Annotated in this window: 25 protein-coding genes and 1 tRNA gene; 12 read left to right on the top strand and 14 right to left on the bottom strand. The window is 60.4% G+C overall.

Features of this window, described 5'->3' with window-relative positions:
• Nucleotides 1–61: 61 nt before the first annotated feature.
• The 3 genes from ACXJKE_RS00465 to ACXJKE_RS00455 all read right to left on the bottom strand — a co-directional run bounded on the left by ACXJKE_RS00465 (nucleotide 62) and on the right by ACXJKE_RS00455 (nucleotide 2,861).
• Nucleotides 62–847, bottom strand: a complete 786-nt coding sequence (locus ACXJKE_RS00465) for a hypothetical protein (RefSeq protein WP_457278615.1) — start codon at nucleotides 845–847, stop codon at nucleotides 62–64.
• Between the two features lie 238 nt (nucleotides 848–1,085).
• Nucleotides 1,086–1,418: a hypothetical protein gene (locus tag ACXJKE_RS00460; RefSeq protein WP_457278614.1), complete on the bottom strand. Its 333-nt coding sequence runs from the start codon at nucleotides 1,416–1,418 to the stop codon at nucleotides 1,086–1,088.
• Nucleotides 1,419–1,619: 201 nt separating this feature from the next.
• On the bottom strand, nucleotides 1,620–2,861 hold the full coding sequence (locus ACXJKE_RS00455; protein WP_457278613.1) for a GNAT family N-acetyltransferase: 1,242 nt from the start codon (nucleotides 2,859–2,861) through the stop codon (nucleotides 1,620–1,622).
• A gap of 24 nt (nucleotides 2,862–2,885) precedes the next feature.
• On the opposite strand from ACXJKE_RS00455, the gene ACXJKE_RS00450 reads away from it, so the two are divergent.
• A complete protein-coding gene (locus ACXJKE_RS00450; RefSeq protein ID WP_457278612.1) occupies nucleotides 2,886–4,574 on the top strand; it encodes an NAD+ synthase in 1,689 nt (562 codons plus the stop codon).
• Between the two features lie 148 nt (nucleotides 4,575–4,722).
• Complete coding sequence (locus ACXJKE_RS00445; RefSeq protein ID WP_007869659.1) at nucleotides 4,723–5,061, top strand: P-II family nitrogen regulator; 339 nt, start codon at nucleotides 4,723–4,725, stop codon at nucleotides 5,059–5,061.
• A 143-nt stretch (nucleotides 5,062–5,204) separates the two neighbouring features.
• Here the strand turns inward: ACXJKE_RS00445 and ACXJKE_RS00440 are convergent, their stop codons facing one another.
• The 6 genes from ACXJKE_RS00440 to ACXJKE_RS00415 form a co-directional block, all read right to left on the bottom strand.
• Nucleotides 5,205–5,816: an LOG family protein gene (locus ACXJKE_RS00440; protein ID WP_457278611.1), complete on the bottom strand. Its 612-nt coding sequence runs from the start codon at nucleotides 5,814–5,816 to the stop codon at nucleotides 5,205–5,207.
• Between the two features lie 17 nt (nucleotides 5,817–5,833).
• Nucleotides 5,834–6,310, bottom strand: coding sequence for a diacylglycerol kinase (locus tag ACXJKE_RS00435; RefSeq protein ID WP_457278610.1), 477 nt, complete (start codon nucleotides 6,308–6,310; stop codon nucleotides 5,834–5,836).
• A 36-nt stretch (nucleotides 6,311–6,346) separates the two neighbouring features.
• Nucleotides 6,347–6,904, bottom strand: coding sequence for an RDD family protein (locus ACXJKE_RS00430; protein WP_457278609.1), 558 nt, complete (start codon nucleotides 6,902–6,904; stop codon nucleotides 6,347–6,349).
• Nucleotides 6,905–6,977: 73 nt separating this feature from the next.
• Nucleotides 6,978–7,655 (bottom strand): DUF3106 domain-containing protein, encoded by a 678-nt coding sequence (locus ACXJKE_RS00425; protein ID WP_457278608.1) that lies wholly within the window; start codon nucleotides 7,653–7,655, stop codon nucleotides 6,978–6,980.
• Between the two features lie 47 nt (nucleotides 7,656–7,702).
• Complete coding sequence (locus ACXJKE_RS00420; RefSeq protein WP_457278607.1) at nucleotides 7,703–8,149, bottom strand: DUF3619 family protein; 447 nt, start codon at nucleotides 8,147–8,149, stop codon at nucleotides 7,703–7,705.
• On the bottom strand, nucleotides 8,146–8,712 hold the full coding sequence (locus ACXJKE_RS00415) for an RNA polymerase sigma factor (protein ID WP_457279761.1): 567 nt from the start codon (nucleotides 8,710–8,712) through the stop codon (nucleotides 8,146–8,148). The genes ACXJKE_RS00420 and ACXJKE_RS00415 overlap by 4 nt, the downstream gene beginning before the upstream one ends.
• 327 nt (nucleotides 8,713–9,039) lie before the next feature.
• Here ACXJKE_RS00415 and ACXJKE_RS00410 point away from each other — a divergent pair, with 327 nt between their 5' ends.
• The 7 genes from ACXJKE_RS00410 (at nucleotide 9,040) to pbpG (ending at nucleotide 18,350) form a co-directional block, all read left to right on the top strand.
• Nucleotides 9,040–10,818: an acetolactate synthase 3 catalytic subunit gene (locus ACXJKE_RS00410; protein WP_457278606.1), complete on the top strand. Its 1,779-nt coding sequence runs from the start codon at nucleotides 9,040–9,042 to the stop codon at nucleotides 10,816–10,818.
• Between the two features lie 110 nt (nucleotides 10,819–10,928).
• Nucleotides 10,929–11,420, top strand: a complete 492-nt coding sequence (ilvN, locus tag ACXJKE_RS00405) for an acetolactate synthase small subunit (protein ID WP_011483239.1) — start codon at nucleotides 10,929–10,931, stop codon at nucleotides 11,418–11,420.
• 127 nt (nucleotides 11,421–11,547) lie between these two features.
• Nucleotides 11,548–12,564 (top strand): ketol-acid reductoisomerase, encoded by a 1,017-nt coding sequence (gene ilvC / locus ACXJKE_RS00400; protein ID WP_348050421.1) that lies wholly within the window; start codon nucleotides 11,548–11,550, stop codon nucleotides 12,562–12,564.
• A 243-nt stretch (nucleotides 12,565–12,807) separates the two neighbouring features.
• Nucleotides 12,808–13,620 (top strand): CDP-diacylglycerol--serine O-phosphatidyltransferase, encoded by an 813-nt coding sequence (gene pssA, locus ACXJKE_RS00395; protein ID WP_457278605.1) that lies wholly within the window; start codon nucleotides 12,808–12,810, stop codon nucleotides 13,618–13,620.
• Between the two features lie 174 nt (nucleotides 13,621–13,794).
• Nucleotides 13,795–15,489: a 2-isopropylmalate synthase gene (leuA, locus tag ACXJKE_RS00390; protein WP_457278604.1), complete on the top strand. Its 1,695-nt coding sequence runs from the start codon at nucleotides 13,795–13,797 to the stop codon at nucleotides 15,487–15,489.
• A gap of 54 nt (nucleotides 15,490–15,543) precedes the next feature.
• Entirely contained in the window at nucleotides 15,544–17,082 is a 1,539-nt protein-coding gene (locus tag ACXJKE_RS00385; protein ID WP_457278603.1) for a 2-isopropylmalate synthase, read from the top strand.
• A gap of 203 nt (nucleotides 17,083–17,285) precedes the next feature.
• On the top strand, nucleotides 17,286–18,350 hold the full coding sequence (pbpG, locus tag ACXJKE_RS00380) for a D-alanyl-D-alanine endopeptidase (RefSeq protein WP_457278602.1): 1,065 nt from the start codon (nucleotides 17,286–17,288) through the stop codon (nucleotides 18,348–18,350).
• A gap of 75 nt (nucleotides 18,351–18,425) precedes the next feature.
• On the opposite strand, the gene ACXJKE_RS00375 is transcribed toward pbpG, so the two are convergent.
• From ACXJKE_RS00375 to aat, 3 genes are all read right to left on the bottom strand, one after another.
• On the bottom strand, nucleotides 18,426–19,205 hold the full coding sequence (locus tag ACXJKE_RS00375) for an IclR family transcriptional regulator (protein WP_457278601.1): 780 nt from the start codon (nucleotides 19,203–19,205) through the stop codon (nucleotides 18,426–18,428).
• Between the two features lie 74 nt (nucleotides 19,206–19,279).
• Nucleotides 19,280–20,059 (bottom strand): arginyltransferase, encoded by a 780-nt coding sequence (locus tag ACXJKE_RS00370; RefSeq protein ID WP_457278600.1) that lies wholly within the window; start codon nucleotides 20,057–20,059, stop codon nucleotides 19,280–19,282.
• Nucleotides 20,056–20,832, bottom strand: coding sequence for a leucyl/phenylalanyl-tRNA--protein transferase (gene aat, locus ACXJKE_RS00365; RefSeq protein ID WP_457278599.1), 777 nt, complete (start codon nucleotides 20,830–20,832; stop codon nucleotides 20,056–20,058). The genes ACXJKE_RS00370 and aat overlap by 4 nt, the downstream gene beginning before the upstream one ends.
• A 296-nt stretch (nucleotides 20,833–21,128) precedes the next feature.
• Between aat and ACXJKE_RS00360 the strand changes: the two genes are divergently transcribed.
• The 3 genes from ACXJKE_RS00360 to thiD all read left to right on the top strand — a co-directional run bounded on the left by ACXJKE_RS00360 (nucleotide 21,129) and on the right by thiD (nucleotide 22,794).
• Nucleotides 21,129–21,204 (top strand) — tRNA-Asn (locus ACXJKE_RS00360).
• A gap of 128 nt (nucleotides 21,205–21,332) precedes the next feature.
• Nucleotides 21,333–21,887 (top strand): DUF4124 domain-containing protein, encoded by a 555-nt coding sequence (locus tag ACXJKE_RS00355; protein ID WP_457278598.1) that lies wholly within the window; start codon nucleotides 21,333–21,335, stop codon nucleotides 21,885–21,887.
• A gap of 49 nt (nucleotides 21,888–21,936) precedes the next feature.
• Nucleotides 21,937–22,794 carry a bifunctional hydroxymethylpyrimidine kinase/phosphomethylpyrimidine kinase gene (thiD, locus tag ACXJKE_RS00350; protein ID WP_457278597.1) on the top strand — a complete coding sequence of 286 codons (858 nt, stop codon included), beginning with the start codon at nucleotides 21,937–21,939 and terminating at the stop codon, nucleotides 22,792–22,794.
• Here the strand turns inward: thiD and ACXJKE_RS00345 are convergent.
• Both ACXJKE_RS00345 and ACXJKE_RS00340 read right to left on the bottom strand, forming a co-directional pair.
• A complete protein-coding gene (locus ACXJKE_RS00345; RefSeq protein ID WP_457278596.1) occupies nucleotides 22,778–24,076 on the bottom strand; it encodes a purine-cytosine permease family protein in 1,299 nt (432 codons plus the stop codon). The genes thiD and ACXJKE_RS00345 overlap by 17 nt on opposite strands.
• 287 nt (nucleotides 24,077–24,363) lie before the next feature.
• Nucleotides 24,364–25,467 carry an NAD(P)/FAD-dependent oxidoreductase gene (locus tag ACXJKE_RS00340; RefSeq protein WP_457278595.1) on the bottom strand — a complete coding sequence of 368 codons (1,104 nt, stop codon included), beginning with the start codon at nucleotides 25,465–25,467 and terminating at the stop codon, nucleotides 24,364–24,366.
• Nucleotides 25,468–25,529 lie beyond the last annotated feature (62 nt).

Below are 25,529 nucleotides of genomic sequence, written 5' to 3'. Positions count from 1 at the left end.
CACTAGGGTTTGCCGTAGCGGCAGCTGTCACGCCAGGCTCAGCGCGCGGCCGTGATTGCGTTCAAGCTTCGCAGTCGCCGAGCATTCCCTGTTCGTCGTCATTGAGCCCGGCCACCGGTGTCGCCTTGGCCAGCGCCATCCATACGCCGAGCGGCAGTTGCTGGCGCGTGCGCCGCGGCGCGGCCCTGGCAACGGCCAGGCGCGCGTTGTCCAGCACCATCACACCGCATTCCAGCGGCACCTCGCTGGCATCGCCAATCGGCCGGCCCTTCGCATCGCAGCCCAGCACATACCAGCACTCGCCGCCCAGGTCGAGGTAGGCGGCGCGTTTTTCGGGGCGGCGCAGGTCGCCCAGCAGGTCGGAGCGGTGCACCTTGATTTCGTGCACGATCGGCTCGACATATTCCTGCACCGTGGTGTTGCGGATGGAAAACACATCGGGCCGGGCGATGCACCAGCGGACCTTGCCGCCTTCGACCTCGGGCGGCAGCTGGGCGCGCAAGCCCAGGCCGCGCCAGGTGATGCGGCCGGCCCGCACCATTTCGCAGGCCACCTGTTCGACCAGTGCCTCATGCTTTGAAAGCGCCGAGCGGTTGCGCACGAGCACGGTGGCCAGGTAGGCCACGCCGGCATCGGTCACGCGCAGGGTTTCGTGGCCTGCAGGGCCAGCCACGCGCTGCAGCATGCCGGTGGCCAGCAGTTCGATCTCCAGCAGGTCCTGGCAGGGCCAGCCGGCGGAGCGGTAGACCTCACGCAGGCGCCGGGCGTGCGGACGGCCCAGCGGGGGCGCAGGGTCGGCAGTCTGCGTTTCGGGGTTTTCGGGTGTAGCAGTCACGAGAGCATTCATGGGGAAATAGCGGTTTGAGCCGGCGGCAAGGTGGCCGCCGGCGCCTTGAAAACCGTTCGAAAACAGGCGTGAAAGACAGAGCTTAAATCAAGCTGTGGCTTAAGGGAAATGAACCGTTGGCGCAATACTGGCGGACGCAAGCAGCTATCAATACGATAGCGTTACGGCGTTTCCGCGTTCACCGCAGGCGGCGGTGGTTGCCCTGCGAAGCGGGCCGCCGGCCAAGCGGCCCAGGGGGTCAAAGCGGGAGGATCTCGAAGCGCGCGTTGTCCAGGTTGTCGCCCAGCGGCCGCATCGCCGCCAGAATCGCGTCGGTCTCGGCGTGTTGCCAGAGCGCGATGACCTGTTCTTCCGCCTCCGAGGCGTTCTCCAGCGGCAGGCCTTCGTGCAGCGTTTGCGTCAGCATGTAGGCCTGAAGCGAAGGCAGTACATATTCGGGGCCGCCCAAGGCGAATTCAAGCGCCATGCGAAAACGCAGTTCGGCCGCTGCGCGCTCGTCGGCGGTCAGGGTTGGGCATTCGACGAGGTTGACGGTGTACGTACGTTCGTTGGCGCGGTTTTTATTGCTCATGGAAATTCCTTTGAACGGGCTTTATAGCAAATAACGCTTGCCCGTGTGATGACAGGTATGACGGGGTTGCAGGTATGGGTGGGAGCGCGGCCAGTGCATGTTTTGCACAGAATATTTATGAAAAAAGTCCCTGAAACCCAAGATGGACAAGCGCAAGCAGCTATGAAAAACGTAGCACCTGCGGCCGCTGAAAGCCGGCACTTAAGCCGAGGTGCCCGGCGCAGCTTGCCTGAAAGGGCTGCGGCGTTCCAGGTCTTCCATGTAGTTGTCGATGCCGGCGCCTTCGCGCGCCAGGAAGCGCTCGACCGCATCGGCAAACGAAGGATGCGCCAGCCAGTGAGCGCTGGTGGTTTTGACGGGCAGCAGGGCGCGGGCCATTTTGTGCTCGCCCTGCGCGCCGCCTTCGAAACGGTGGTAGCCGTGCTCAATGCACCACTGCAGCGGCTGGTAGTAGCAGGCTTCAAAGTGCAGGCAGTCGACGCGGGCGAGGGCGCCCCAGTAACGGCCGTACGCAACCAGGGACTGGTTTTCGGCACTTTCGTCGCCGTGATCCCTTTCAGGACGGGCACTGACGGCGATCAGGCTTGTCGCGACGGGCCGCCGCTGGCCGTCGGCGTTGTGCTCCGCCACAAACAGCAGCCAGTTCTCCGGCATGGTGTCCTGCATGCGCTGGAAGAAGTCGCGGCTCAGGTAAGGCGCGTTGCCGTGCTCGTAATAAGTACGCTCGTAGCAGCGGTAGAAAAAATCCCAGTCGGCGTTGCTGATGTCCTTGCCCAGCGACCAGCGGAAAGTGATGCCCGCCTCGGCGACCTTGCGGCGCTCCTGGCGGATCTTTTTGCGTTTTTCCTGGCTGAGCGACATCAGGAAGTCGTCGAAGTTGCGGTAGCTGGAAGGTGGTCCAGTCCAGTGGAATTGGACTGTGTGGCGGAGCATTAAACCAGCTTCTTCACACGCCACCACGTCTTCATCGGTCGTGAACAGCAGGTGCAGGGATGAAAGGTCTTCTTCGGTGCACCAGGCCACCAGGGCCTTGATCAGCAAGCTGCGTTCTTCGGCCGCGCGGGCCAGCAGGCGGGCGCCGGGTACGGGTGTGAAGGGCACGGCGACCAGTGCCTTGGGATAGTACTCAAGCCCATGCTGCTGGTAGGCATTCGCCCAGGCGTGGTCGAACACGTATTCACCGTAGGAATGCTCCTTGAGGTAAAGCGCGCAGGCGCCTGCAAGCACCTTGCCCTGCCAGAGGGTGACAAAACGCGGTGTCCAGCCGGTTTCGGGCGTGGCGCTGCCGCTTTCGTGCAGCGCGGCCAGGTATTCATGGCGCATGAAGGGGTTTGCGGGCTCGCCCGGGCTTTGCGCCGCCAGCAGGGCGTTCCACTCGGCCGCATTCACCTCCAGCGGTGAATTCAGCACGCGAATGACATAATCGTTTGAGTTCTTTTTCACGTGTTTTCGGGGTTCTACTTCAACATGCCACTCAAAATCTGCGTTGCCCAATTGAACTATTGCGTCGGCGATATGCCGGGTAATGCGCAAAAGATCATCGACGCTGCCCGCACGGCCTATGAGGGCGGTGCCCGGCTGCTGCTGACGCCCGAGCTGGCCATTTGCGGCTATGCGGCAGAAGACCTGTTCTTGCGCCCATCGTTCATCCAGGCCTGTGATGATGCCGTGAATCTGGTGGCCCGCGAGCTGGCCGGGTTAAAAGGCCTGACAGTGGTGGTGGGCACGCCCACCCACGGCGACAACGGCAAGGGCCTGCGCACCAAAAGTGTGGAAGTGCAGCAGCGCCACAATGCGGCCAGGGTGCTGCGCGAGGGCCGCGTCGTCGACACCTATGCCAAGCGCGAACTGCCGAATTACCAGGTGTTTGACGAACGCCGCTATTTCACGCCGGGGCAGGGCACTTGCGTCTTCCAGGCCGGGGAAGGTGATGACGCCGTCAGCGTCGGGCTGCTGATTTGCGAAGACGCCTGGTTTGAAGAGCCGGCACGCCTGGCCAAAGAAGCGGGTGCCGAGTTGCTGGCGGTCATCAATGCCTCGCCGTTTCATGTCGGCAAAGGCGGCGAACGTGAGCAGATGATGCAGGTCCGGGCCCAAGCCACCGGGTTGCCGCTGATTTATGCGCACCTGGTGGGGGGGCAGGACGAAATCGTTTTTGAAGGGGCGTCTTTTGCGCTGCAGGCCGATGGCGCCCTGGCCGGAAGGGCTGAAAGTTTCAAGGAAAATCTGTTTGTAATTCAGACGGGACGAGCGCAAGCAGCTATTAAATTAATAGCAAGCACGGTGCCTGAACGCAGCCACGAGGCGGACCTGTGGGACGCGCTGGTGCTGGGCGTGCGCGACTACCTCGGTAAAAACGGTTTTCCCGGTGCCATCCTGGGGCTGTCGGGCGGCATTGATTCGGCCCTGGTCTTGGCGATCGCGGTGGATGCGCTGGGCGCCGACAAGGTGCGCGCGGTGATGATGCCTTCGCCCTATACGGCAGACATCTCCTGGATTGATGCGCGCGAAATGGCTGAGCGCGTGAAGGTGCGCTACGACGAGATTTCCATCGTGCCGGAGTTCGAAGCCTTCAAGGCGTCGCTGGCTGGTGAGTTCAAGGGTCTGAAGGAAGACACCACCGAGGAAAACATCCAGGCGCGTATCCGCGGCGTGTTTTTGATGGCGCTGTCGAACAAGTTCGGCTCCATCGTGCTGACCACCGGCAACAAAAGCGAAATGGCGACCGGTTATTGCACGCTCTACGGCGACATGGCCGGCGGCTTTGCGGTCATCAAGGACCTGCTGAAGACCACGGTGTTTCGCCTGGCGCGCTGGCGCAACGAAAACGACCCGTACGGCACGGGCAGCAACCCGATTCCCGAGCGCATCATCACGCGGCCGCCCAGCGCCGAGCTGCGGCCCGACCAGACCGACCAGGACAGCCTGCCGCCCTACGAGGTGCTGGACGCCATCCTGGAGCGCTACATGGAGAACGATCAGGGCGTGGACGCCATCGCCGCTGCCGGGTTTGACCGCGCGCTGGTCGTGCGCGTGGCCCAACTGATCCGCATCAACGAGTACAAACGCCGCCAGGCGCCCGTGGGTATCAGGGTCACCCACAGGAGCTTTGGCAAGGATTGGCGCTATCCTATTACCAGCAGATTCCGGCAATAGGGCCCCCACGCTCCCCACTGCGTGTGGTTCGCTGCCCCCCGAGGGGGCCGCTGCGCCTGCGGCCCGGCAAAGCCGGTTCCGCGGCCCCTGCTGGGTTTGGGAGAGGATGCCCTATGCTGACGATATTTAGAACGAATGGAGATATTCAGTGAAACAAATTACCGCCGTCCTCAAGCCCTTCAAACTCGAAGAAGTCCGTGAGGCCCTCGCAGAATGCGGTGTTACCGGCCTGACCGTCACTGAAGTCAAGGGCTTTGGCCGCCAGAAGGGCCACACCGAGCTGTACCGTGGCGCCGAATATGTCGTCGATTTCCTGCCGAAGGTCAAGGTCGAGGTCGTGGTGAAAACCGAAGACGTGGAACGCTGCGTGGATGCCATCGTGCGCGCTGCGCGCACCGGCAAGATCGGTGACGGCAAGATTTTTATCACCAGCGTCGAGCGGGTGGTGCGCATCCGCACGGGCGAAGAAGACGAAGCGGCGGTCTAGATAGGCCCCCACGCTTAAATAGGCCCCCACGGTCGCTCACTGCGTGTAGCTTCCTGCCCCCCGAGGGGGCCGCTGCGCCTGCGGTCTGGCGAAGCCAGTCCCGCGGCCCCGGCTGGTATGGGGAGGGGACCCCGGGGGTGTTCTCAGATTTGGTCGAGGCGGGTGTTGCCTGGCGTCATGCCGGCTGCCTGTACCAGCGTTTCAAGCAGTGATTCCGCGTCGCTGCTGGTGCGGATCAGGTCCATCAGCCAGTCATTCATGAAGCCGGTTTTCACCGAAGAGGCCAGGAACGCCAGCAGGGCGTCGTAGTAGCCGTTCATGTTGAGCAGGCCGACCGGTTTGTCGTGGTAGCCAAGCTGGCGCCAGGTCCATACCTCAAAAAACTCCTCCAGCGTACCGATGCCGCCAGGCAATGCCAGGAACGCATCGGCATGCTCGGCCATCAGGTATTTGCGCTCATGCATGTTTTCCACGATGTGCAGCTCGGTGCATCCGGTGTGGGCCCATTCTTTCTCTACCAGTGCCTTGGGGATGATTCCCACAACACGCCCGCCGGCCGCCAGCGCAGCGTCGGCCATGATGCCCATCAGGCCGTTGCGGCCGCCGCCGTAGACCAGTTGCCCGCCGCGCTTGCCTATCCAGGTGCCGACGAAGGCGGCAATGGCGGCGAATTCGGGCTGGTTGCCGGGACGGGATCCGCAATAAACGCAGAGGGAAAAAGCAGGTTTGGAGGCGGGTTTGGAGATATCGGTCACTTTATTGATGCTTGCATTCATGCGGCAAATCGCTGGAACAGCGCCAGGGCCCATGTACCGGCGCACAACAGCAGGCTGAGCAGGACGGCGGCGCTGCCCATGTCCTTCGCGCGCTTGGAAAGGTCATGCCATTCGGGGCCGATGCGGTCGATGGCGGTTTCAATGCCCGTGTTGAGAAGTTCCACGATCATGATGAGGATGACCGTGCCGGCCAGGAGCACCGTTTCGACCCAACTGCGGCCCAGCCAGAAAGCGGCGGGGATCAGCACAATCGATGCGATCGCTTCCTGGCGAAAAGCGGTTTCGTGCCAGCCTGCGCGCAGGCCGGCAACGGAATAGCCCGTGGCGTGCCAGACGCGGCTCAGGCCCTTGCGGTGTTTTTGGGGGTTGACGGGCTCATTGGAGCCCACTCGGGAGGTGGCGCCAGCAGGAGCGACATCAGCATCAGATGGCGGCGCTGGCACAGACATGGGAAACGGAACTTGTTCTGACATGGTGCCATTGTCGCGCAGCTTTATGGCACATTGATGTTAGGGCTGATGGGGCGCAGTACTGGCGATACCGGCCTTGTTTTTGGCCTTGCGCCCGGGTTTTTCGGGTGCGACCCAGGTGATGAGCCGCGTGCCTGCCCAGGCGTCGTGCCAAAACTGTTTTTGCGGATGAAAGCGCGCCAGGATGGCCCAGATGGCGACCCATCCCAGCGTCAGTACAGCGCCTTCCCGTCCTGGCAGCGCCATTGCCCAGCTCACGGCCAGGGGTGGCAGAAACCAGAGCCAGCTCAGCGCATAACGCAGCAGGGCGCGTTTCTGGGTGACGGGTTCACCGTTGACGTCGACTACGCGGATGTTCCAGGTTTTCATGGCCAGGGTCTGACCTTTGGCCCAGAACCAGACGAAATAAATACCGAAAATCACAAACACGAACGCCTGCAGGGCATGGCGATTGTCCAGGGCATTTCGGGTCTGGCTCAATGTGCTGAAAAGGTAACCGGCCAGAAAAACCACGCCGAACATCAGCATGCCTTCGTACATCCAGCAGGCCATGCGGCGGGGAATGGACGGAATGGGGAGGGTGTCTGTGACTGTCAAAGATGTCGCGATAAAGGTTGGCCACAGTGAACGGCAGCAGGCATGGGCCAAGCCCAGCCGCTGCGGGTAGCGTTTAGCGTTGGGGCGTAGCGCTTGTTGCGGCACCGCTTGCGGACGGCGCGGCGGGCGTAGCAGCTGAGGCAGGTTGCAAAGCAGTGATTTTAGGGCCAGGTTTGCTGGCTGCCTTGACCGGATGCGGTGTCACGGGCGCCAGCTTTTGCGGCGCCACTGGTTTCACCGCTGTTGCCGCTCCGGTAGGCTTTGGACTGGCCTTGGCGGCCAGCTTCTGCTTTTCTTCGGGGCTGAGGGCCTGGTAGGTCTCCCACTTGGCTTTTTTCTCTTCAGGCGTGAGCTGCTTGGAGAGTTCCTTGGTCTTGCCGAAGTTCAGCCGGGCTTGCGCACGCTGCTGGGGGCTCAAGGTGACCCATTCATTCATGCGGCTGTGCAGGTTAGCCTGCTCTTCCGGTGTGAGGGAGGGGTAATTTTTGGAGATTTCCAGCCATTTGCGCTTTTGCGCCTCGCTGACGGTATCCCAGCTTGAAGCCAGCGGTTTGAGCGCCTGCTGCTGCATGGGCGTGAGTTCGGCCCAGGTCGGTTTGGCCACGACGGGCTTGGCAGGAACGGCAGGCGGCTTCACAGCTGCGCTGGCTGGGGCTACGGGTTTAGGCGCCTGTGCAAGGCCCAGAATGGGCCAGGCCAGCAGGGTAGCCGTCACAAGCCCGAACGACAGCCATTGCAGCCTCAACCGCATTGAGCGGCCATCGACCGATGGGGCGCGTCGGGAGATTGCGCGCGGGATCATTGGGCCGTGGGGACTTGGCGTGTGGTTTTGAGGTACTGGACAAAACCCGGATCGGCAAAAGCAGCGGGCGGGAGTTCGTCCGTAAGCAACGCCACATCGACTTCTGCCAGTTCCTGGGCGCGGTTATCGTTCTGGATCGAATTGATGGCCAGCAGGCCGACAACCAGTGCAACAAGGGGAAGGACCGAACCAATCCGTGCCCACCAGCTCAGGCCGTCATCAGATCCCCATGACAGGGCGGCACTTGTGCCAACGCCGACGACGCTGGTGGCGGTTTGTGTTTTGGCGACTTTACGTTTTGAAACAGCTTGGGCGCGTGCGGCGCGCAAGCGCTCGGAAATGTCGTAAGGCAGGTCTGCAGCTCCTGCGGACAGGTAGGACGCGGTCTTCAGGCCAAAGCGGTCCTGCAGGATTTCGGCTCTTTTTTGTAGTGAGTTAGTCATAGTTTTATACCTTTGGCACTCAGGGCTTTGCTGAGGGCGTGAACTGCACGGGAACAATGTGTTTTGACACTGCCCTCCGAACAGCCCATGGCGGCTGCTGTTTCAGCGACATCCATTTCCTCCCAGTAACGCATCAGAAAGGCTTCCCGTTGACGGCCCGGCAATTCCTTTACCTGCAGTTCGATCTCATGCAATATTTGCGCCCGCTCAGTAGCATCCTGGGCGCTCTCTGTCCCCTCTGAGTTGGTAAGGCTCTCTAAAGTTTCCAGAAGATCGAAATCTCCGTCTTCTCCCTGCGATTCAAAGTCGCTCATGTTCGAGAAAAGCGCGTTCCGGGTCTTGCGGCGGCGGAACCAGTCCAGCGTGGTGTTGGCCAGGATGCGCTGGAACAGCATGGGTAGCTCGGCCGCAGGCTTGTCGCCGTAGTGCTGGGCCAGCTTCATCATGCTGTCCTGAACGATGTCAAGGGCCGCTTCTTCATCCCGCACGTGGTAGATGCTGCGCTTGAAAGCCCGTTTTTCAACGCTTTTCAGGAAATCCGAGAGTTCTTGTTCAGTTGCCAACGGTGTGGGGTTCCGGTTCGTCCAGCGCTGCACAGGGTGGTGGTCTGCGGGTACTCGCAGGGCCGATGCCGATAAGGCATGTGTCCAAGGATACAGCTGGAAAATTATCGCATCCCGGCCGGTCCCGGCTGCGATTTTTCACCGCGTGCAGCCATTGCGCAACGCGAAATGTCATAATACGGCCTGCAATTCAAAAGGCAAACGGGTCATGACTCGGCGGTTTATGTTTCCGCTCATGGTTTTGGCCTCAAGTCTCGACGCTGCTTCACAAGAGTGGGCGAAGAGGCACCCAAGGTATTTCGTTAGAGAAATTCACAAAGGTTCATCATGGAAATCTCCAAAGCGGAAATCGCTTCCGCGGCAGCTGCGTCTGCACAAACAAATTCTCAAGAACTCCGCGGCGCGGAAATCCTCATGAAGTCCCTTCAGGCTGAAGGCGTCAAATACATGTGGGGTTATCCGGGCGGTGCAGTCCTGCATATCTACGACGCCGTCTACAAACAGGACTCGATCCAGCATATCCTGGTGCGTCATGAGCAGGCCGCTGTGCACGCAGCCGACGGCTATGCTCGCGCCACAGGCGAGGTGGGCGTGGCGCTGGTCACTTCCGGCCCGGGCGTGACCAACGCCGTGACCGGCATTGCCACCGCCTACATGGACAGCATCCCGATGGTCATCATCACGGGACAGGTTCCTACCCACGCCATCGGGCTGGATGCCTTCCAGGAATGCGACACCGTCGGTATCACCCGGCCCATCGTGAAGCACAACTTCCTGGTCAAGGATGCGCGGCACATGGCCGAAACCCTGAAAAAGGCGTTTCATATCGCCCGCAGCGGCCGGCCCGGCCCTGTGGTCGTTGATATCCCCAAGGACGTGTCCTTCAACAAGGTGCCTTACAACGGCTATCCGCAAACCGTTGAGATGCGCTCTTACAACCCGGTGCGCAAAGGCCATGGCGGGCAGATCCGCAAGGCCCTGCAATTGCTGCTGGCGGCCAAACGGCCCTATATCTACACCGGCGGCGGCGTGTTGCTCAGCAATGCCTCGCAAGAACTGCGCACGCTGGTCGACATGCTGGGCTACCCCTGCACCAACACCTTGATGGGCTTGGGCGCCTATCCGGCCAGCGACAAAAAATTCCTCGGCATGCTGGGTATGCACGGCACCATAGAAGCCAACAACGCGATGCAGCATTGCGACGTGTTGCTGGCGGTAGGTGCGCGTTTTGATGACCGCGTGATTGGCAACCCCAAGCATTTCGCGCAGAACGAACGCAAGATCATCCACATCGACATCGATCCTTCCAGCATTTCGAAGCGCGTGAAGGTCGACATTCCAATCGTGGGCGACGTGAAGGATGTACTGACCGAACTGATTGCCATGATCAAGGAATCCGGCCTCAAGCCTGACGCGAACGCGCTGGGCGGTTGGTGGGACACGATTGAAGGCTGGCGCAAACGCGACTGCATGAAGTACAGCATGGGCAAAGGCGACGTCATCAAGCCCCAGCATGTAGTCGAAACGCTCTGGAAGCTGACCAAAGACGCGGATACCTACATCACGTCGGACGTGGGGCAGCACCAGATGTGGGCCGCGCAGTACTACAAGTTCGACGAGCCGCGCCGCTGGATCAATTCAGGCGGCCTGGGCACCATGGGCGTCGGTATTCCCTATGCCATGGGCATCAAGCTGGCCAAGCCCGACTCGGAAGTGTTCTGCATCACGGGCGAAGGCTCGGTGCAGATGTGCATCCAGGAGCTTTCCACCTGCCTGCAGTACAACACCCCGATCAAGATTGTCTCGCTCAACAACCGTTACCTGGGCATGGTGCGCCAGTGGCAGGAAATTGACTATGAAGGCCGCTACAGCAGCAGCTACATGGACGCGCTGCCCAATTTCGTGAAGCTGGCCGAAGCCTATGGTCACGTCGGCATGCTGATCGAAAAACCGCAGGACGTGGAGCCGGCGCTTCGCGAAGCCCGCAAGCTCAAGGACCGCACGGTGTTCATGGACTTCCGCACGGACCCGACCGAAAACGTGTTCCCGATGGTACAGGCCGGCAAGGGCATTACCGAAATGCTGCTGGGGTCGGAAGACCTCTAGGCCCCACGCCAACCACACCCATTCATTCACCGTCACCTGACGAATCTATTGTCTGCCGAGCCTGCGCATTACCGTGCGCAGGGGAGGGCAGCGAAAAGAGGAATCTTCTTATGAAACACATCATTGCAGTTTTGCTGGAAAACGAGCCGGGCGCTCTTTCCCGCGTGGTCGGCCTGTTCTCGGCGCGCGGCTACAACATCGAAAGCCTGACCGTCGCCCCGACGGAGGACCCGAGCCTGTCGCGCATGACGATACAGACCACCGGTTCCGACGACGTCATCGAACAAATCACCAAGCACCTGAATCGCCTGATCGAAGTGGTCAAGGTTGTCGACCTGACCGAAGGCTCCTACACCGAGCGTGAACTCATGATGGTCAAGGTGCGCGCGGTCGGCAAGGAGCGCGAAGAGATGAAGCGCATGGCTGATATATTCCGCGGGCGAATCATCGACGTGACGGAGAAAAGCTACACCATCGAGCTGACTGGGGACCAGTCCAAGAACGATGCGTTTCTGGAAGCCATAGACCGCAGCGCGATCCTTGAGACGGTGCGAACCGGCTCCAGCGGCATCGGCCGTGGAGAGCGGATTTTGCGGGTTTGATTTAAGTCGTCCGTGCGCGCGTTTCGACAGGCTCAACGCGAACGGATTTTGAGTGGCGATATGCGTTTACCGTTCGCCCTGAGCCTGTCGAAGGGCATTTTCGCCAATACCTATTCTGGAGAGAAACATGAAAGTTTTTTACGACAAAGATTGTGATTTGAGCCTGATCAAGGGCAAAACAGTCGCCATCATCGGCTACGGCAGCCAGGGCCACGCGCACGCGCAAAACCTGAACGACAGCGGCGTGAAAGTGGTCGTCGGCCTGCGCAAGGGCGGCGCTTCTTGGCCCAAGGTCGAAAAGGCCGGCCTGAAGGTCGCTGAAGTCGCGGACGCGGTCAAGGCCGCTGACGTGGTCATGATCCTGCTGCCCGATGAACAGATCGGCGCGGTTTACAAGAACGACGTGGCTCCCCACATCAAGCAGGGTGCTTCCCTGGTGTTTGCCCACGGCTTCAACGTGCACTACGGCGCCGTGATTCCGCGCGCCGACCTTGACGTCTGGATGGTCGCCCCCAAGGCACCCGGCCACACGGTGCGCAATACCTACGCCCAGGGTGGCGGTGTGCCTCACCTGGTCGCAGTGCACCAGGACAAGTCCGGCAAGGCCCGCGACCTGGCCCTGAGCTATGCCATGGCCAATGGCGGCGGCAAAGCCGGCATCATTGAAACCAACTTCCGCGAAGAAACCGAAACCGACCTGTTCGGCGAACAGGCCGTTCTGTGCGGCGGCACCGTTGAGCTGATCAAGGCCGGCTTCGAAACACTGGTGGAAGCCGGCTACGCCCCCGAAATGGCCTACTTCGAATGCCTGCACGAGCTCAAGTTGATCGTTGACCTGATCTATGAAGGCGGCATCGCCAACATGAACTACTCGATCTCGAACAACGCAGAATATGGCGAATACGTGACAGGCCCGAACATCGTGACCTCGGCCACGAAAGACGCGATGCGCAAGTGCCTGAAAGACATCCAGACGGGTGAATATGCCAAGAGCTTCCTGCTGGAAAACCAGGCCGGCGCGCCAACCCTGCTGAGCCGCCGCCGCCTGAATTCCGAGCACCAGATCGAAATCGTGGGCGAAAAGCTGCGCGCCATGATGCCTTGGATCGCGAAAAACAAGCTGGTCGACCAGACCCGCAACTGATCCAAGCCCGTCAGGGCTTTGTCCTGCAAAAAGCCGCGCAAAGGTCCTGCGCGGCTTTTTTTCTGACCAGGGCAGACTGGATGGGATGAGGTGAAGGTTTCTGCCGGGGCCGATCTTGGTATCCTTGGCGGCTTGAGTCGACGGCTTATTCCTTCAAGGAGGCCCGGCTTCTGGATGGCATCTACAGATGCTATGAATTTGATAGCTGTTTGCGCGCACCAGTTGTGCCTCAGGAGTGTTTTTATGCATGATGGTGAAGATTCGGCGTTCCCTACCGAAGCGGTGGTGATACGCAAGCGACGCAAGGGCATTTACATATTGCCCAATTTATTCACGCTGGCCGCCCTGTTTGGCGGCTTTTACGCCATCGTCATGGCTATGAACGGRCGCTTCGACCAGGCCGCCATCGGTGTGTTTTGCGCCATGATTCTCGACAGCCTGGACGGCCGCGTCGCCCGGATGACCAACACGCAAAGCGCTTTCGGCGAGCAGATGGATTCGCTCTCGGACATGGTGTCTTTCGGCGCCGCACCGGCGTTGATCGCCTACGTCTGGGCCTTGACCAGCCTGGGGCGCTGGGGCTGGATAGGCGCCTTTGTTTACTGCGCCTGCGCGGCGTTGCGTCTGGCTCGCTTCAATGTGAACACGGCCGTGGTTGACAAACGTTTCTTCCAGGGTCTGCCGTCGCCCGCCGCGGCGGCATTGGTGGCCGGCTTTATCTGGCTGATGACCGATGCGGGAGTCAGTGGACTGGAAGTGCGCTGGGTGACCTTCGGCCTCACGCTCTATGCGGGCCTCACTATGGTCACGAATGTGCCGTTCTACAGCTTCAAGGACGTGCAAATGAAGCGCAGCGTGCCTTTCGCGGCCATTGTGTTGATTGCGCTTGGGATCGCCGTTATCAATATCCATCCACCGACCGTGATGTTCGGCCTGTTTGTGCTGTACGGTTTTTCGGGCTACGTGCTGTACGGCTGGCGTAAGGCCAAGGGCCAGCAGACCAGCGTGATCTCGACGTCCACCGACGAACCCGACGAGCGCGGCCTTCACAAATAATTGTGGTACATTGACCGTATGAAACAAATTTCGCTAGCACTACTGCTATCTGCCAACGGGCGGAGACGGTAGCGCACGCGTACACCTGATTCAACGGCCCGTTTGCACCAGCAACGGGCCGTTTTTCTTTGGGTTGCTGGTTTTTTTGTAATCTTTGGGGTTGACGAGATGACCATGTTGAAAACACCTTCCAGCAAATACCAATCCTTCGCGCCAGTTCGACTGGCCGACCGCACTTGGCCCGACGCCGTGCTGACGCAAGCGCCCATCTGGTGCAGCGTGGACCTGCGGGATGGCAACCAGGCGTTGATCGAGCCAATGGATATTTCCCGCAAGCTCAGGATGTTCCACACCCTGGTGAAAATCGGCTTCAAGGAAATCGAGGTGGGCTTTCCATCCGCGTCCCAGATTGAATTCGACTTTCTCCGTCAGCTCATCGACGGTAATTTGATTCCCGATGATGTCACCATCCAGGTGCTGACCCAGGCGCGCGAGCCGTTGATCCGCCGCACTTTCGAGTCGCTCAAGGGCGCCAAAAAAGCCATCGTCCACCTCTACAACGCCACCGCGCCGGTCATGCGCCGCGTGGTGCTGGGCATGAATGAGGACGAGATTGTCCAGCTCGCGACCGACAATGCGCGGCTCTTCCAGCAACTGGCTGCGGCGCAGCCTGAAACGCAATGGACGTTCCAGTACTCACCCGAGATGTGGTCGGGCACCGAGTTGGCGTTTTCCAAGCGCGTTGTCGATGCCGTGACCGAGGTCTGGCAGCCGACGCCCGAGCGCAAATGCATCATCAACCTGCCGTCCACGGTGGAGCATTCCACGCCGAATATTTTTGCCGACATGATGGAGTGGATGCACCGCAACCTGGCTCGGCGCGACGCCATCGTGATCTCGGTTCATCCCCACAACGATCGCGGCACAGGCACCGCGGCCGGCGAGCTGGCCTTGATGGCGGGCGCCGACCGGATTGAAGGCTGTCTCTTCGGCAACGGCGAGCGCACCGGCAATGTGGACCTGGTGAATATCGCGCTCAATCTCTACACGCAAGGCGTGTCGCCCGGACTGGATTTCTCTGAAATCGACGAGATACGCCGCACAGTGGAGCACTGCAACCAGTTGCCCGTGCATCCCCGCCATCCTTATGCAGGCGATCTGGTCTACACCTCTTTCTCGGGCTCCCACCAGGACGCCATCAAGAAAGCCTTTGCCGCACGCAAAGAAGGCGATATATGGGACATGCCCTACCTGCCCATCGATCCCAAGGACCTGGGCCGCAGCTACGAGGCCGTGATCCGCGTCAACAGTCAGTCAGGCAAGGGCGGCATCGCCTACCTGCTGGAAAGCGAGTTCGGCCTCGAGCTCCCGCGCCGATTGCAGATCGAGTTCAGCCAGGTGGTGCAATCGGTGATGGATGCGACCGGCAAGGAGTTGACCGGCAAAGACATCTTTGCGCTGTTTGAGAAGGAATACGGCGTACAGACCGTAGCCGCACCGCAGCGTCTGGTGATTGAGGAAACCGGAAAAGCCGGCGGCGAGTCCTTCCACATCAAGGCCGAGGTTCAGCTTGGCGGCAGACGTCACGCCGTTGAGGGCACAGGCACCGGGCCCATTGATGCCTTCGTGGCCGGCCTGGCTGCGGCGACAGGCCACACGGTTCGCGTGCTGGACTACCACGAGCACGCCATCGGGGCGGGGGCGAGCGCGCAGGCCGTGGCCTACCTTGAGTTGCGCATCAACGACCAGACGCTTTTCGGCGTCGGCATGGATGGCAACATTGTCTCGGCATCGCTCAAGGCCATTGTTTCCGGCCTGCAGCGCAGCAAGGCCGGCCAGCCCGTCGGCGAGGCTACCATTAGCGGTTAACCCGGTTCAAGACCTTTCAAAAAAAAGAGCGCCCAACGCATCAGGAATCCCACCATGACCGACAAACTCATTATTTTTGACACTACCTTGCGCGACGGCGAGCAATCGCCCGGCGCCTCCATGACCAAGGACGAAAAGCTGCGGATTGCCCGCCAGCTGGAGCGCCTGAAGGTCGATGTGATAGAGGCCGGGTTTGCCGCCAGTTCCAATGGTGATTTCGAATGCGTGAAGGCTATTGCGGAGGTGGTGAGGGACTCCACCATCTGCTCGCTGGCACGCGCCAACGACAGGGATATTTCACGCGCCGCCGAGGCCCTGAAGCCCGCGGCCTCGGGACGTTTGCACCTGTTTCTGGCGACCAGCGCCCTGCACATGGAGAAAAAGCTGCGCATGACACCCGATCAGGTATTCGAGCAGGCCAAGCTCTCCGTGCGCTTTGCCAAAAACCTGATGGGTGATATCGAGTTCAGTCCTGAGGACGGTTATCGTTCAGATCCGGACTTCCTGTGCCGTGTGCTGGAAGCCGTGATCAAGGAAGGCGCGACCACTATCAACGTGCCGGACACCGTGGGCTACGCCATCCCCGAGCTCTACGGCAATTTCATCAAAAATTTGCGCGAACGCATACCCAACAGCGACAAGGCTGTCTGGTCCGTGCACTGTCATAACGACCTGGGCATGGCCGTGGCCAACTCTCTGGCCGGTGTGAAGATTGGCGGCGCGCGGCAGGTGGAATGCACCATCAACGGACTCGGTGAGCGTGCCGGAAATTGCTCGCTCGAAGAAGTGGTCATGGCTGTGAAGACCCGCAAAGATTACTTTGGCCTCGAACTCGGTATAGACACGCAGCACATCCTGGCCGCCAGCCGCATGGTGAGCCAAACCACGGGCTTCGTGGTGCAACCGAACAAGGCCGTGGTCGGCGCCAATGCGTTTGCGCATGCCTCGGGCATCCACCAGGACGGCGTGCTCAAGGCGCGCGACACCTATGAAATCATGCGCGCCGAAGACGTGGGCTGGAGCGCCAACAAGATCGTGCTGGGCAAGCTGAGTGGACGCAATGCGTTCAAACAGCGCCTGCTGGAGTTGGGCGTGGCCATGGAAAGCGAAGCGGACATCAACAATGCCTTCGCAAAATTCAAGGAGCTCGCAGACCGCAAGAGCGAGATCTTTGACGAAGACATCCTGGCGCTGGCGAGCGATGAAAGCGCTTCCCACGACAACGAGCAGTACGGCTTTGTGTCCCTGTCGCAGCACAGCGAAACCGGCGAACGCCCCCAGGCCAGCGTCGTGTTCACTGTGGCCGGCAAGGAAGTCAAAGGCGAATCCGACGGCAACGGCCCTGTTGATGCCTCCCTCAAAGCCATCGAGTCACACGTCAAAAGCGGTGCGGAAATGGTGCTTTACTCCGTGAACGCCATCAGCGGGTCGACGGAAAGCCAGGGAGAAGTCACGGTGCGCTTGCAGAACAGCGGGCGGGTGGTGAATGGTGTGGGCGCCGACCCCGACATTGTGGTGGCATCGGCAAAAGCCTATTTGAGCGCGTTGAACAAGCTCCAAAGTAAAGCTGACCGCGTGGCGGCACAGGGATGATGTAACAATTCGGAAAATAAAATCCTTTGTATTCAATGACTTAGCGTTGAATCTGGGTGCAGATGGGGCTTCAGGCGTTAAAAACGTCACAAAGTGATTGTATTTTTAGGAAAGTCGCGCAAGTTTTTGATATTGCGTGACTTTTTCTATTTGTATACACTCCAGCCATCCCATTCATTGCAATCCACGCAGGCAAGACCATCATGTCTCATCAGATTTTCAATCGCGCATTAAAAATCGTTGGATTCATGGCCCTGATCGCCGCCTTTGCAGTGCCAGCCGCGAATGCGGCAACCGCCAAAAAAACCATTGTCAAAAAGCAGCACGCCTCGTCCAAGGCGTCGGCTTCCCAAAAAGTTATTTCCACACGCAAGAGCGTACGTTTTGTTGCAGGTACAAAACGCAGAAGCATCATCCGCGTGTCCATTCCGGCCAAACCATCCTTCGGTCAGATTGCCGGTTTGCACGGCTCGCAAGATCCCCTTGAACTGAAGTCCAGCGTTGCGCTGGTGATCGACCAGGACACACGTGAAGTGCTGTTCAGCAAGAACGATCATGCTGTGTTGCCGATCGCATCCCTCACCAAATTGATGACCGGCGTCATCGTCAGCGGCGCCAAGCTGCCCATGGATGAGCTCATCACGATCACGCAGGACGACGTGGACACCGAAAAGGGAAGCAGTTCACGCCTGAAGGTCGGCACCACGCTCACGCGTGGTGAACTGCTCCACCTGGCCCTGATGTCCAGCGAGAACCGCGCTGCGCACGCCTTGGGCCGTACCTATCCCGGTGGCATGGGCACGTTTGTCAGCCTGATGAACGCCAAGGCCAAAATGCTGGGCATGACGGACACCAGCTATGTAGAACCCACCGGCCTTTCCAGCCGCAATCAGTCCAGTGCGCAGGATCTGGCGACGCTGGTCAACGCTGCACATGGCGACCCGATGCTGCGCGAGCTCTCCACGTCGACGGGTTATCAAGTCGCTGTCGGCACCCGCACGCTGCAGTACAACAATACAAATCGCCTGGTGAAGAATCCCGACTGGGATATCGGCCTGCAAAAAACCGGCTACATCTCTGAAGCCGGCCAGTGCCTGGTCATGCAGACCAAAATCGCGGGCCGCAAACTGATCATGGTGTTTCTGGATTCCGCCGGCAAGCTGAGCCGCTTGGGTGATGCCGAACGTGTACGCCGCTGGGTGGAGTCGAATCCGGTGGCCGAACCCAAGGTGAATGTCAGCACTTCCATCAAGCAGGTGAACGGCTGAGCATTCCCGAGGTGCGCAGCCTGCTATTGTATTGATAGCTGCTTGCGCCGGACCTGATTGGGCTGCAGCCTATTTTTACTTGGGTTTGTAGCCCAGTGCGGCTGAAATCTCATTCGCAGTCGCCTGCAGCTTGGGCAGCCAGTGTTCGTCCAGCCGGTCTGCCGGGGCCGAAATCGACAAGCCCGCTACCAGCTGGTTCTGGTCATCGTAAATACCTGCAGCCATGCAGCGCACTCCCAGCTCCAGTTCTTCGTTGTCGCGTGCGATGCCGTATTGGCGCGCTTTGGAAAGCTCGCGTTCCAGAATTGGCAGCTGCGTGATGCTGTTGCGTGTCTGCCCCGGCAGGCCGGTGCGCGTCGCGTAGGTCCGCAGGCGCTGCGGGTCGTCAAACGCGAGGAACAGTTTGCCCACAGACGTCAAATGCAGCGGCGCACGACCCCCGATGGCCCGCACCACCTGCATGCCGGAGCGTTCACTGTAGGCTCGCTCCACGTACACGATTTCATCGCCTTGGCGCATGCTCAGGTTGACCGGTTGCTGTGTGAGCTTGTGCAACTCGCGCATGGGCAGCAGCGCAGCGTCGCGGACGTCCAGACGGGCCTTGACGAGGTTGCCCAGCTCCAGCAGTCGCATGCCCAGCCGGTAGCTGCCCGCTGCGGGGCGATCCACAAAACGGCCCGTGGCCAGATCGTTCAGGATGCGATGTGCGGTAGAGGGGTGGAGCCCCGACTTCTCGCTGATTTCCTTGAGCGAAAGCGCTTCCTCGCGGTTCGCCAGGATTTCGAGCAGCGTGAACATCCTTTCAATGACCTGAACGGTCGGCGTGGCGGGAAGGGCTGAGTCGGGCTTTTTCATTTGCAGGCTTTCTGCTGCAAATTTTACCCTGTGAAATCCCGATGCGCTGGATGGGGTGCCTGGTTGGCCTATACCTATGCCTGGTCGGATGACCTGCCTGTATTTTCCACCGCAGGCTCTGCGGAAAGCACCCACTGCCCGTCGATCAGCACTTCGTTGGGCCTGAATCCGGCCTTGTAATTCATTTTTGGGCTTTCCGCGATCCAGTAGCCCAGGTACACATAGGGTAAATCGAGGCGCCGGGCCTGCTCGATCTGCCACAGCACGCTGTAGTTGCCGTAGCTTGCGCGGCCATCCGGCTCATAAAACGTATAGACCGCGGAAATGCCGTCTTCCAGCACATCAAGGATGGACACCATCTTCAGGGCGCCCGGTTCGCCGTCAGGCAGGCTTTCACGAAACTCAACCAGGCGCGAATTCACTCGGCTTTGCAGGAGAAACTGTGTGTACTGGTCAATGCTGTCATGGTCCATGCCGCCGCCTGCGTGACGGCCGTTCTGGTAACGCAGATAGAGCTGGTAGTGCTCCGGCATGAAGCAGAGCTTGAGGATGCGGGCCTGCAGCGTCTGGTGCCGCTTCCAGGCGCGGCGCTGGCTGCTGTTCGGGCTGAAGCTGCCAACAGGCACCCGTAGCGGGACGCAGGCCTGGCACCCATCACAGTAGGGGCGGTAGGTGAACATGCCGCTGCGCCGGAAGCCGTTGGTCACCAGGTCCGAATAAGCGTCGTTGTGGATGAGGTGGCTGGGTGTGGCAACCTGCGAGCGGGCCTGCTTGCCCGGCAGATAGCTGCACGGGTAGGGCGCCGTTGCGTAGAACTGCAAGGTTTGCAGTGGCAGGTCTTTGAGATGTGTCACGGTAGGTCCAGGGTTCCCTTCGTTCCCGTCGTCAGTATCTGATTCCAGTATACGGGCTCAAAGCGCCAGCCGGGTCCCGTTTTACCCACGCTTTGCCCGAGGTGGGCAACAAATTCCGCCCGGCTGATTTCCCCCGCGCCCAGGGACGCCAGGTGATGGGTATTTTGCTGGCAATCAATCATGGTGATGTGATGTTCACGGCAAAAAGCCACCAGTGCCGCCAGCGCGATTTTGGATGCATCGGTCTGGTGCGCAAACATCGATTCGCCAAACACCATGCGGCCCAGATTCACACAATACAGGCCACCCGCCAGCTCGCCGTCGATCCAGGTCTCCACGCTGTGCGCATGGCCTGCCTCATGAAGAGCGGTATAGGCCTGCACCATGTCAGGAACAATCCAGGTACCGGGTTGGCCGGAACGCGGCTTGCTGGCGCAGGCGTCGATGACGCGCTCAAAGGCGCTGTCGAACCTGATTTCGCAGCGAGGCTGTTCCTGAAAACGAACTACCGTTTTGCGCAGCGACCGGTGCAGCTTGAAGTGGCGAGTCTGCAGCACCATGCGAGGGTCAGGGCTCCACCAGAGCACGGGCTGGCCGAGGCTGTACCAGGGGAAAATGCCCTGCGAATACGCATGGACCAGGGTCGGCACATCCAGCGCTGCACCAGCCGCCAGCAAACCGGGTGCCGGGTCATGAGGTCCCCACGCGGTATCCAGCGAGGGAAAGTTTTCGCCGGCGGCAAGCCAGGGCACGGGGCGCGGGAGTTTACCCATGGTTTAAAAATGGACAGTCATAAAGCCATTAAAACAGTGGGCCGTGAAGGACATGCGCAAATGGTAGCCGAGCAGGCTACCGCGACATGGCCAACGCGTTGCCGAGATCAGTGATTCATAGAGATGCTATTGATTTGATAGCTGCTTGCGCATATCAAACAAGGGTCAGGGGCCAATAGGGCTTTGTGCTTTTTGCCCGTGCGGGGCCGGCCGCTCGCCATTCAGCAGAAACGGCATTGGCAGAATGCCGCGAGCTCAAAAAGCCAGAAAATTGACGCTATAATCTAAGGCTGTATTCCTCAATAGCTCAGTTGGTAGAGCGCCGGACTGTTAATCCGTAGGTCCCTGGTTCGAGCCCAGGTTGAGGAGCCAATAAATTCAAGGGCCTGCACGCAAGTGCGGGCCTTTTGTCTTTTCAGGCGTTGCGAATGTAATTTCCAGCCTCGTGTTCTGCCGCGGAGTGATCAATCGCCGGGTAGGTACCTAGTACCATCGTGATCATGAAAATCTTCGGACACGCAAGCCAACGAGCAGGACCGGATCAACTATATCCGCCTGTCCAGTTCAAAGTTGATCACTTCCGGACCATGGACAACATGCAAAGCTCCAACATCAAGCAGCGGGTATTCGGCGCCTTTCTGGTGCCTTTGCTATTTGTGTCAGCCAGCCATGCGCAAGTCTATAAGTGGGTAGATGCGAAGGGGCAGACGCACTATTCTTCGCGAAAGGATGATGCGGGAGCGGCCAGGGCGGATGAAGTGAAGCTGCCGCCTCAGCCAGCACCGTCTCCAATAGCCAAACCATCAGCCGAATACTTGCGCGGACAAAACAAGCAAACGCCACCACGCCTGGTGCCGGAGAAGGAGGCTGACAGCCCGCCCACGCCAAAACCGCCTAAATCGCTCTCCGGGGGAAAAGAAGATGGCACCGATGCGTCACGCTGCGCGCTGGCTCGGGACGTCCTTAGCGGCGCTGTAAGGCACCGCAATGGGCAACCCACGGACAAATATGATCGTGACGTTGCCCAAAATGATGTCCGGGCATTTTGCCGCTAGTGGCACCGCTGTTTAATTTTGTGGGTGTACCTTAGGGCTACGAAAACGAATGACTGCACTCGTGACTGAAACCACCTTTGACCACGAATACCCTCGCGTGTTGAGCATTGCAGGGTCCGACAGCGGTGGTGGGGCCGGCATCCAGGCTGACCTCAAGACCTTCGCCGCGCTGGGCTGCTACGGCATGACGGCCATCACCGCGCTGACGGCCCAGAACACGCGCGGTGTTCGCGCCATCCACGGCGTGCCGCCGCAGATGCTGCGCGACCAGATCGACGCTGTCATCGAAGACATAGGTACGGATGCGGTGAAGATCGGCATGCTGCACGCGCCCGACATCGTACAGACCGTGGCCGAGGCGATTGACCGGCATGCGTTGCAGAATGTGGTGCTGGACCCTGTCATGGTCGCCACCAGCGGCGCGGTGCTGATCGACAACCCGGCCATTGCGGTACTGGTGCGGGAGCTGTTTCCGCGTGCCATGGTGGTCACCCCAAATCTCGACGAAGCTTCGCTGTTGGTGGGCCGCCCGCTGGGCGATGAGCAGGCCATGCAGGCCGCCGCACAGGAGTTGCTGACGCAGGGCGCCCGCGCCGTGCTGCTCAAGGGCGGGCATTTGCCCGGCGATGTGGTCAGCGATTTACTGGCCACGCAAAGTGGCGAACTGCACTGGATGCGCGGGCCTCGCATTCCCAGCCCCAATACCCACGGCACCGGTTGCACGCTGTCGTCTGCGATTGCCGCGCACCTGGCGTTGGGGCACCCACTGCTGCAGGCCGTGCAGCTCGCACGTGCCTATGTGCGCGCGGCGCTGGAGGCCGGTGCGCGGGTGCGTACAGGTGCCGGTGGCGGACCGCTGAACCACGGCCACGCGCCCATCGCGATGCGGCTTAAGCTGCTGCGCTAGGGCTTGGATTTCCGGCGCGGGTGAGGCGTGCCAGCACAAAGGTCAGCACCAGTGTTGGCAAAGCCGCTCCCCAATCCGGCGCGAACTTGGCGCACAGGTGATAGCAGGCAATGCCCAGCACCCAGATCGCGACGGCGCTGGGGTTCACCTTGCGTTCGGCTACCAGCGAAGCGATATCGGCCGTGCCGGCCAGCCGTGCCAGGATCACGCCATACAAAGGTACAAACACCGAACTGAGCATCAGCAAAAAAGGCTCCAGGCTGTGCATGGGCAGCACCAGTGCCAGCGCGGTGCACAGCAGTGCCAGCCCCACGCCCCAGCGCCGCACGCTCCAGGCAGGTTTCAGGCTGTGGCCGGCTACCGAGCCCGAATAGAGATCGCCATACGCGTTGTCGACCTCGTCGATCAGGATCAGCCCCAGCGCGATCAGGCCGCCTTGCGCCAGCAGCAATGCGGCGACCAGGTCGGTGCTGGGTGCGGTGATGGCGACCAGCACGCCCAGCGCATAGCACCAGATATTGGCGACGGCGTAGCCCATCCAGGTGCCGCGCAGCGCGGCTTTGCCATCGCGTCCATGGCGCGCGAAATCGGCCACGAGGGGTAACCACGACACCGGCATTGCGATCACCAGGTCGAGTGCGGACAGCGTGCTCATGCCGCCTTCGCCTGGCCGCATCCACAGCGCGCTCAGGCCCTGGGCATTGGCCTTGGCCAGGAATTGCCAGCTCAGCCACAGCAACGAGGCGATGACCAGTGGCAAGCCGTAGCGGCCTATGAATTTGCGCACCAGCTTGACCATGGAGCCCGACAGCAGCGCCAGCAGCACCGCGCCCCACAGCAAAGTGGCCAGAAGCGGCCAGAAGGCACCTGCAAAGTTGCCGGACTGGCGCGCAATAGCCACTGTTCCGTCGCGCATCACCACAAGCTCAAACGTGGTCCAGCCGATGAGCTGCACAATGTTGAGCAGCACCGGCAGGCGCGCAAAGCTGCTGCCGTAGGTGGCATGCATCAGCCCGGCGCTGGAAAGCCCACTGTCGCAGCCGATCCTGGCCGTCCAGGCCAGCAAGCCGGCGCCAAGTACCGAGCCGCAGACGATTACCGTCAAGGCTGTCTGGGTGCCAACGGCCGGTACCAGGTAGGCGCCGATCTGCATGACCAGCAGGCCCACCCCGAGGCTGAGCCACAGTGCGGCATGGTCGCTCCAGCCGAACAGGCGGTCGCTGGAGGGCAACGGCGCAAGCGCGGTGTTGCCGGCGGCAGCAGAAGTAGAAGTCGTGGTCATCAGCAGTTCCGATCATCGATGCCAGGTCGGCCTGCTTGAAGCCCGCAAGAACAGCGGGCATCCGGAACATGCTTCCCTGCGCGAGGATTACCTCAAATCAGGTTCAAAGGGACTTTCTCAGCCGCCGCAACTCGCACGACGAATTGCAGCAACACCCCCAGCGAAAGCGCCTGTGTAGACGCCAGCCAAATTGTAGGGCGATTCCGGGCGGGCCTATTGCGTAAGCCGTACAGGCAACAAAAAGCCCGCACGCGGCGGGCTTTCAGGTGGAAGCGAGCCAGCTCGGCTCAGTCGTCAAACACCGGAGATTCAACGCCCAGCACCTTGTGCAGTTTCGGGCTGGTCGTGGTGTATTGGAGGTGGATCTTCTTGTCCGGGAAGATCAAGGGAGCCGCGCCAAAGGCTGCCAGCGCGCACTCGTGGAAGCCGCTCAGAATCAGCTTCTTCTTGCCGGGATAGGTGTTGATGTCGCCCACGGCAAAGATACCCGGAACATTGGTGGAAAACTTCTCGGTATCCACCTTGAGCTGTTTGCGCTCGATGTCCAGGCCCCAGTTGGCGATCGGCCCCAGCTTGGGTGACAGGCCGAAGAACACCAGCAGCACGTCCAGCGGCACCACGCGCGTGACGCCGTCGGAACCCGTGACCTTGGCACCGGTCAACTTGCCTTCTTTTTCTTCGTAGCCGGTGATCTGGCCCACGATGAACTGCATTTCGTAGGCGTCGCAAAGCTCGCGCATTTTGGCCACGCTGGCAGGCGCCGCCTGGAAGCCGTCGCGGCGGTGAATCAGGATCACGCTCTCGGCCTTGTTCGGGCCTTCGGCGACAAAGTTCAGCGTCCAGTCAAGCGCCGAATCACCGCCGCCCACAATCACCAGGTTTTTTCCGGCAAAGTCGGCCGGGCTTTTCACGCGGTAGAACAGCTGGCTGTCGTCGAACTTCTCCAGGCCTTCGACGCGCAGCAGCTTGGGCTGGAAGGCACCCACACCTGCCGCGATAAAAATCGTTTTGGTCAGAAAGCGCGTGCCTTTGGAGGTCTCGACGAAGAAGCGGCCGTCCTGCTGCTTTTCAACCACGCTGACTTCCTGGCCGAAATGAAAGGTCGCACCAAAGGGCTCGATCTGCTTGAGCAGGTTGTCGGTGAGCTCTTTGCCGGTGCACACGGGCACGGCCGGAATGTCGTAAATCGGCTTGTCGGGGTAAAGCTCAATGCATTGGCCGCCCGGGTAGGCCAGCGAGTCGATCACATGGGCCTTGATCTCAAGCAGCCCCAACTCAAACACCTGGAACAGGCCGACAGGCCCGGCGCCCACAATCACCGCATCGGTTTCGATGGGACCGTCGTGCTGCGCTGCGGTATTGATCACTTCTTGGTTCAGTTGAGGTTCCATGGTTCCTGGGGCGCTTTGCAAAGCGCGTGGCGGCCCGGGGAGGGCGAGGTGCCGGTGGCTTC

Source organism: Polaromonas sp. P5_D5, assembly GCF_054049435.1.
This window is presented reverse-complemented; position numbering and strand designations above follow the sequence as displayed.

Bases quoted from the DNA above. Each gene is read 5' to 3' on its own strand.
- ACXJKE_RS00450 (WP_457278612.1), top strand. From the start codon at position 2,886: ATGCCACTCAAAATCTGCGTTGCCCAATTGAACTATTGCGTCGGCGAT.
- ACXJKE_RS00420 (WP_457278607.1), bottom strand. From the start codon at position 8,149: ATGACTAACTCACTACAAAAAAGAGCCGAAATCCTGCAGGACCGCTTT.
- thiD (WP_457278597.1), top strand. From the start codon at position 21,937: ATGACTGCACTCGTGACTGAAACCACCTTTGACCACGAATACCCTCGC.
- ACXJKE_RS00410 (WP_457278606.1), top strand. From the start codon at position 9,040: ATGGAAATCTCCAAAGCGGAAATCGCTTCCGCGGCAGCTGCGTCTGCA.
- ACXJKE_RS00385 (WP_457278603.1), top strand. From the start codon at position 15,544: ATGACCGACAAACTCATTATTTTTGACACTACCTTGCGCGACGGCGAG.
- ACXJKE_RS00435 (WP_457278610.1), bottom strand. From the start codon at position 6,310: ATGTCAGAACAAGTTCCGTTTCCCATGTCTGTGCCAGCGCCGCCATCT.
- ACXJKE_RS00460 (WP_457278614.1), bottom strand. From the start codon at position 1,418: ATGAGCAATAAAAACCGCGCCAACGAACGTACGTACACCGTCAACCTC.
- ACXJKE_RS00340 (WP_457278595.1), bottom strand. From the start codon at position 25,467: ATGGAACCTCAACTGAACCAAGAAGTGATCAATACCGCAGCGCAGCAC.
- leuA (WP_457278604.1), top strand. From the start codon at position 13,795: ATGTTGAAAACACCTTCCAGCAAATACCAATCCTTCGCGCCAGTTCGA.
- ACXJKE_RS00345 (WP_457278596.1), bottom strand. From the start codon at position 24,076: ATGACCACGACTTCTACTTCTGCTGCCGCCGGCAACACCGCGCTTGCG.
- pbpG (WP_457278602.1), top strand. From the start codon at position 17,286: ATGTCTCATCAGATTTTCAATCGCGCATTAAAAATCGTTGGATTCATG.
- ACXJKE_RS00375 (WP_457278601.1), bottom strand. From the start codon at position 19,205: ATGAAAAAGCCCGACTCAGCCCTTCCCGCCACGCCGACCGTTCAGGTC.
- ACXJKE_RS00355 (WP_457278598.1), top strand. From the start codon at position 21,333: ATGAAAATCTTCGGACACGCAAGCCAACGAGCAGGACCGGATCAACTA.
- aat (WP_457278599.1), bottom strand. From the start codon at position 20,832: ATGGGTAAACTCCCGCGCCCCGTGCCCTGGCTTGCCGCCGGCGAAAAC.
- ilvN (WP_011483239.1), top strand. From the start codon at position 10,929: ATGAAACACATCATTGCAGTTTTGCTGGAAAACGAGCCGGGCGCTCTT.
- ilvC (WP_348050421.1), top strand. From the start codon at position 11,548: ATGAAAGTTTTTTACGACAAAGATTGTGATTTGAGCCTGATCAAGGGC.
- ACXJKE_RS00465 (WP_457278615.1), bottom strand. From the start codon at position 847: ATGAATGCTCTCGTGACTGCTACACCCGAAAACCCCGAAACGCAGACT.
- ACXJKE_RS00425 (WP_457278608.1), bottom strand. From the start codon at position 7,655: ATGCGGTTGAGGCTGCAATGGCTGTCGTTCGGGCTTGTGACGGCTACC.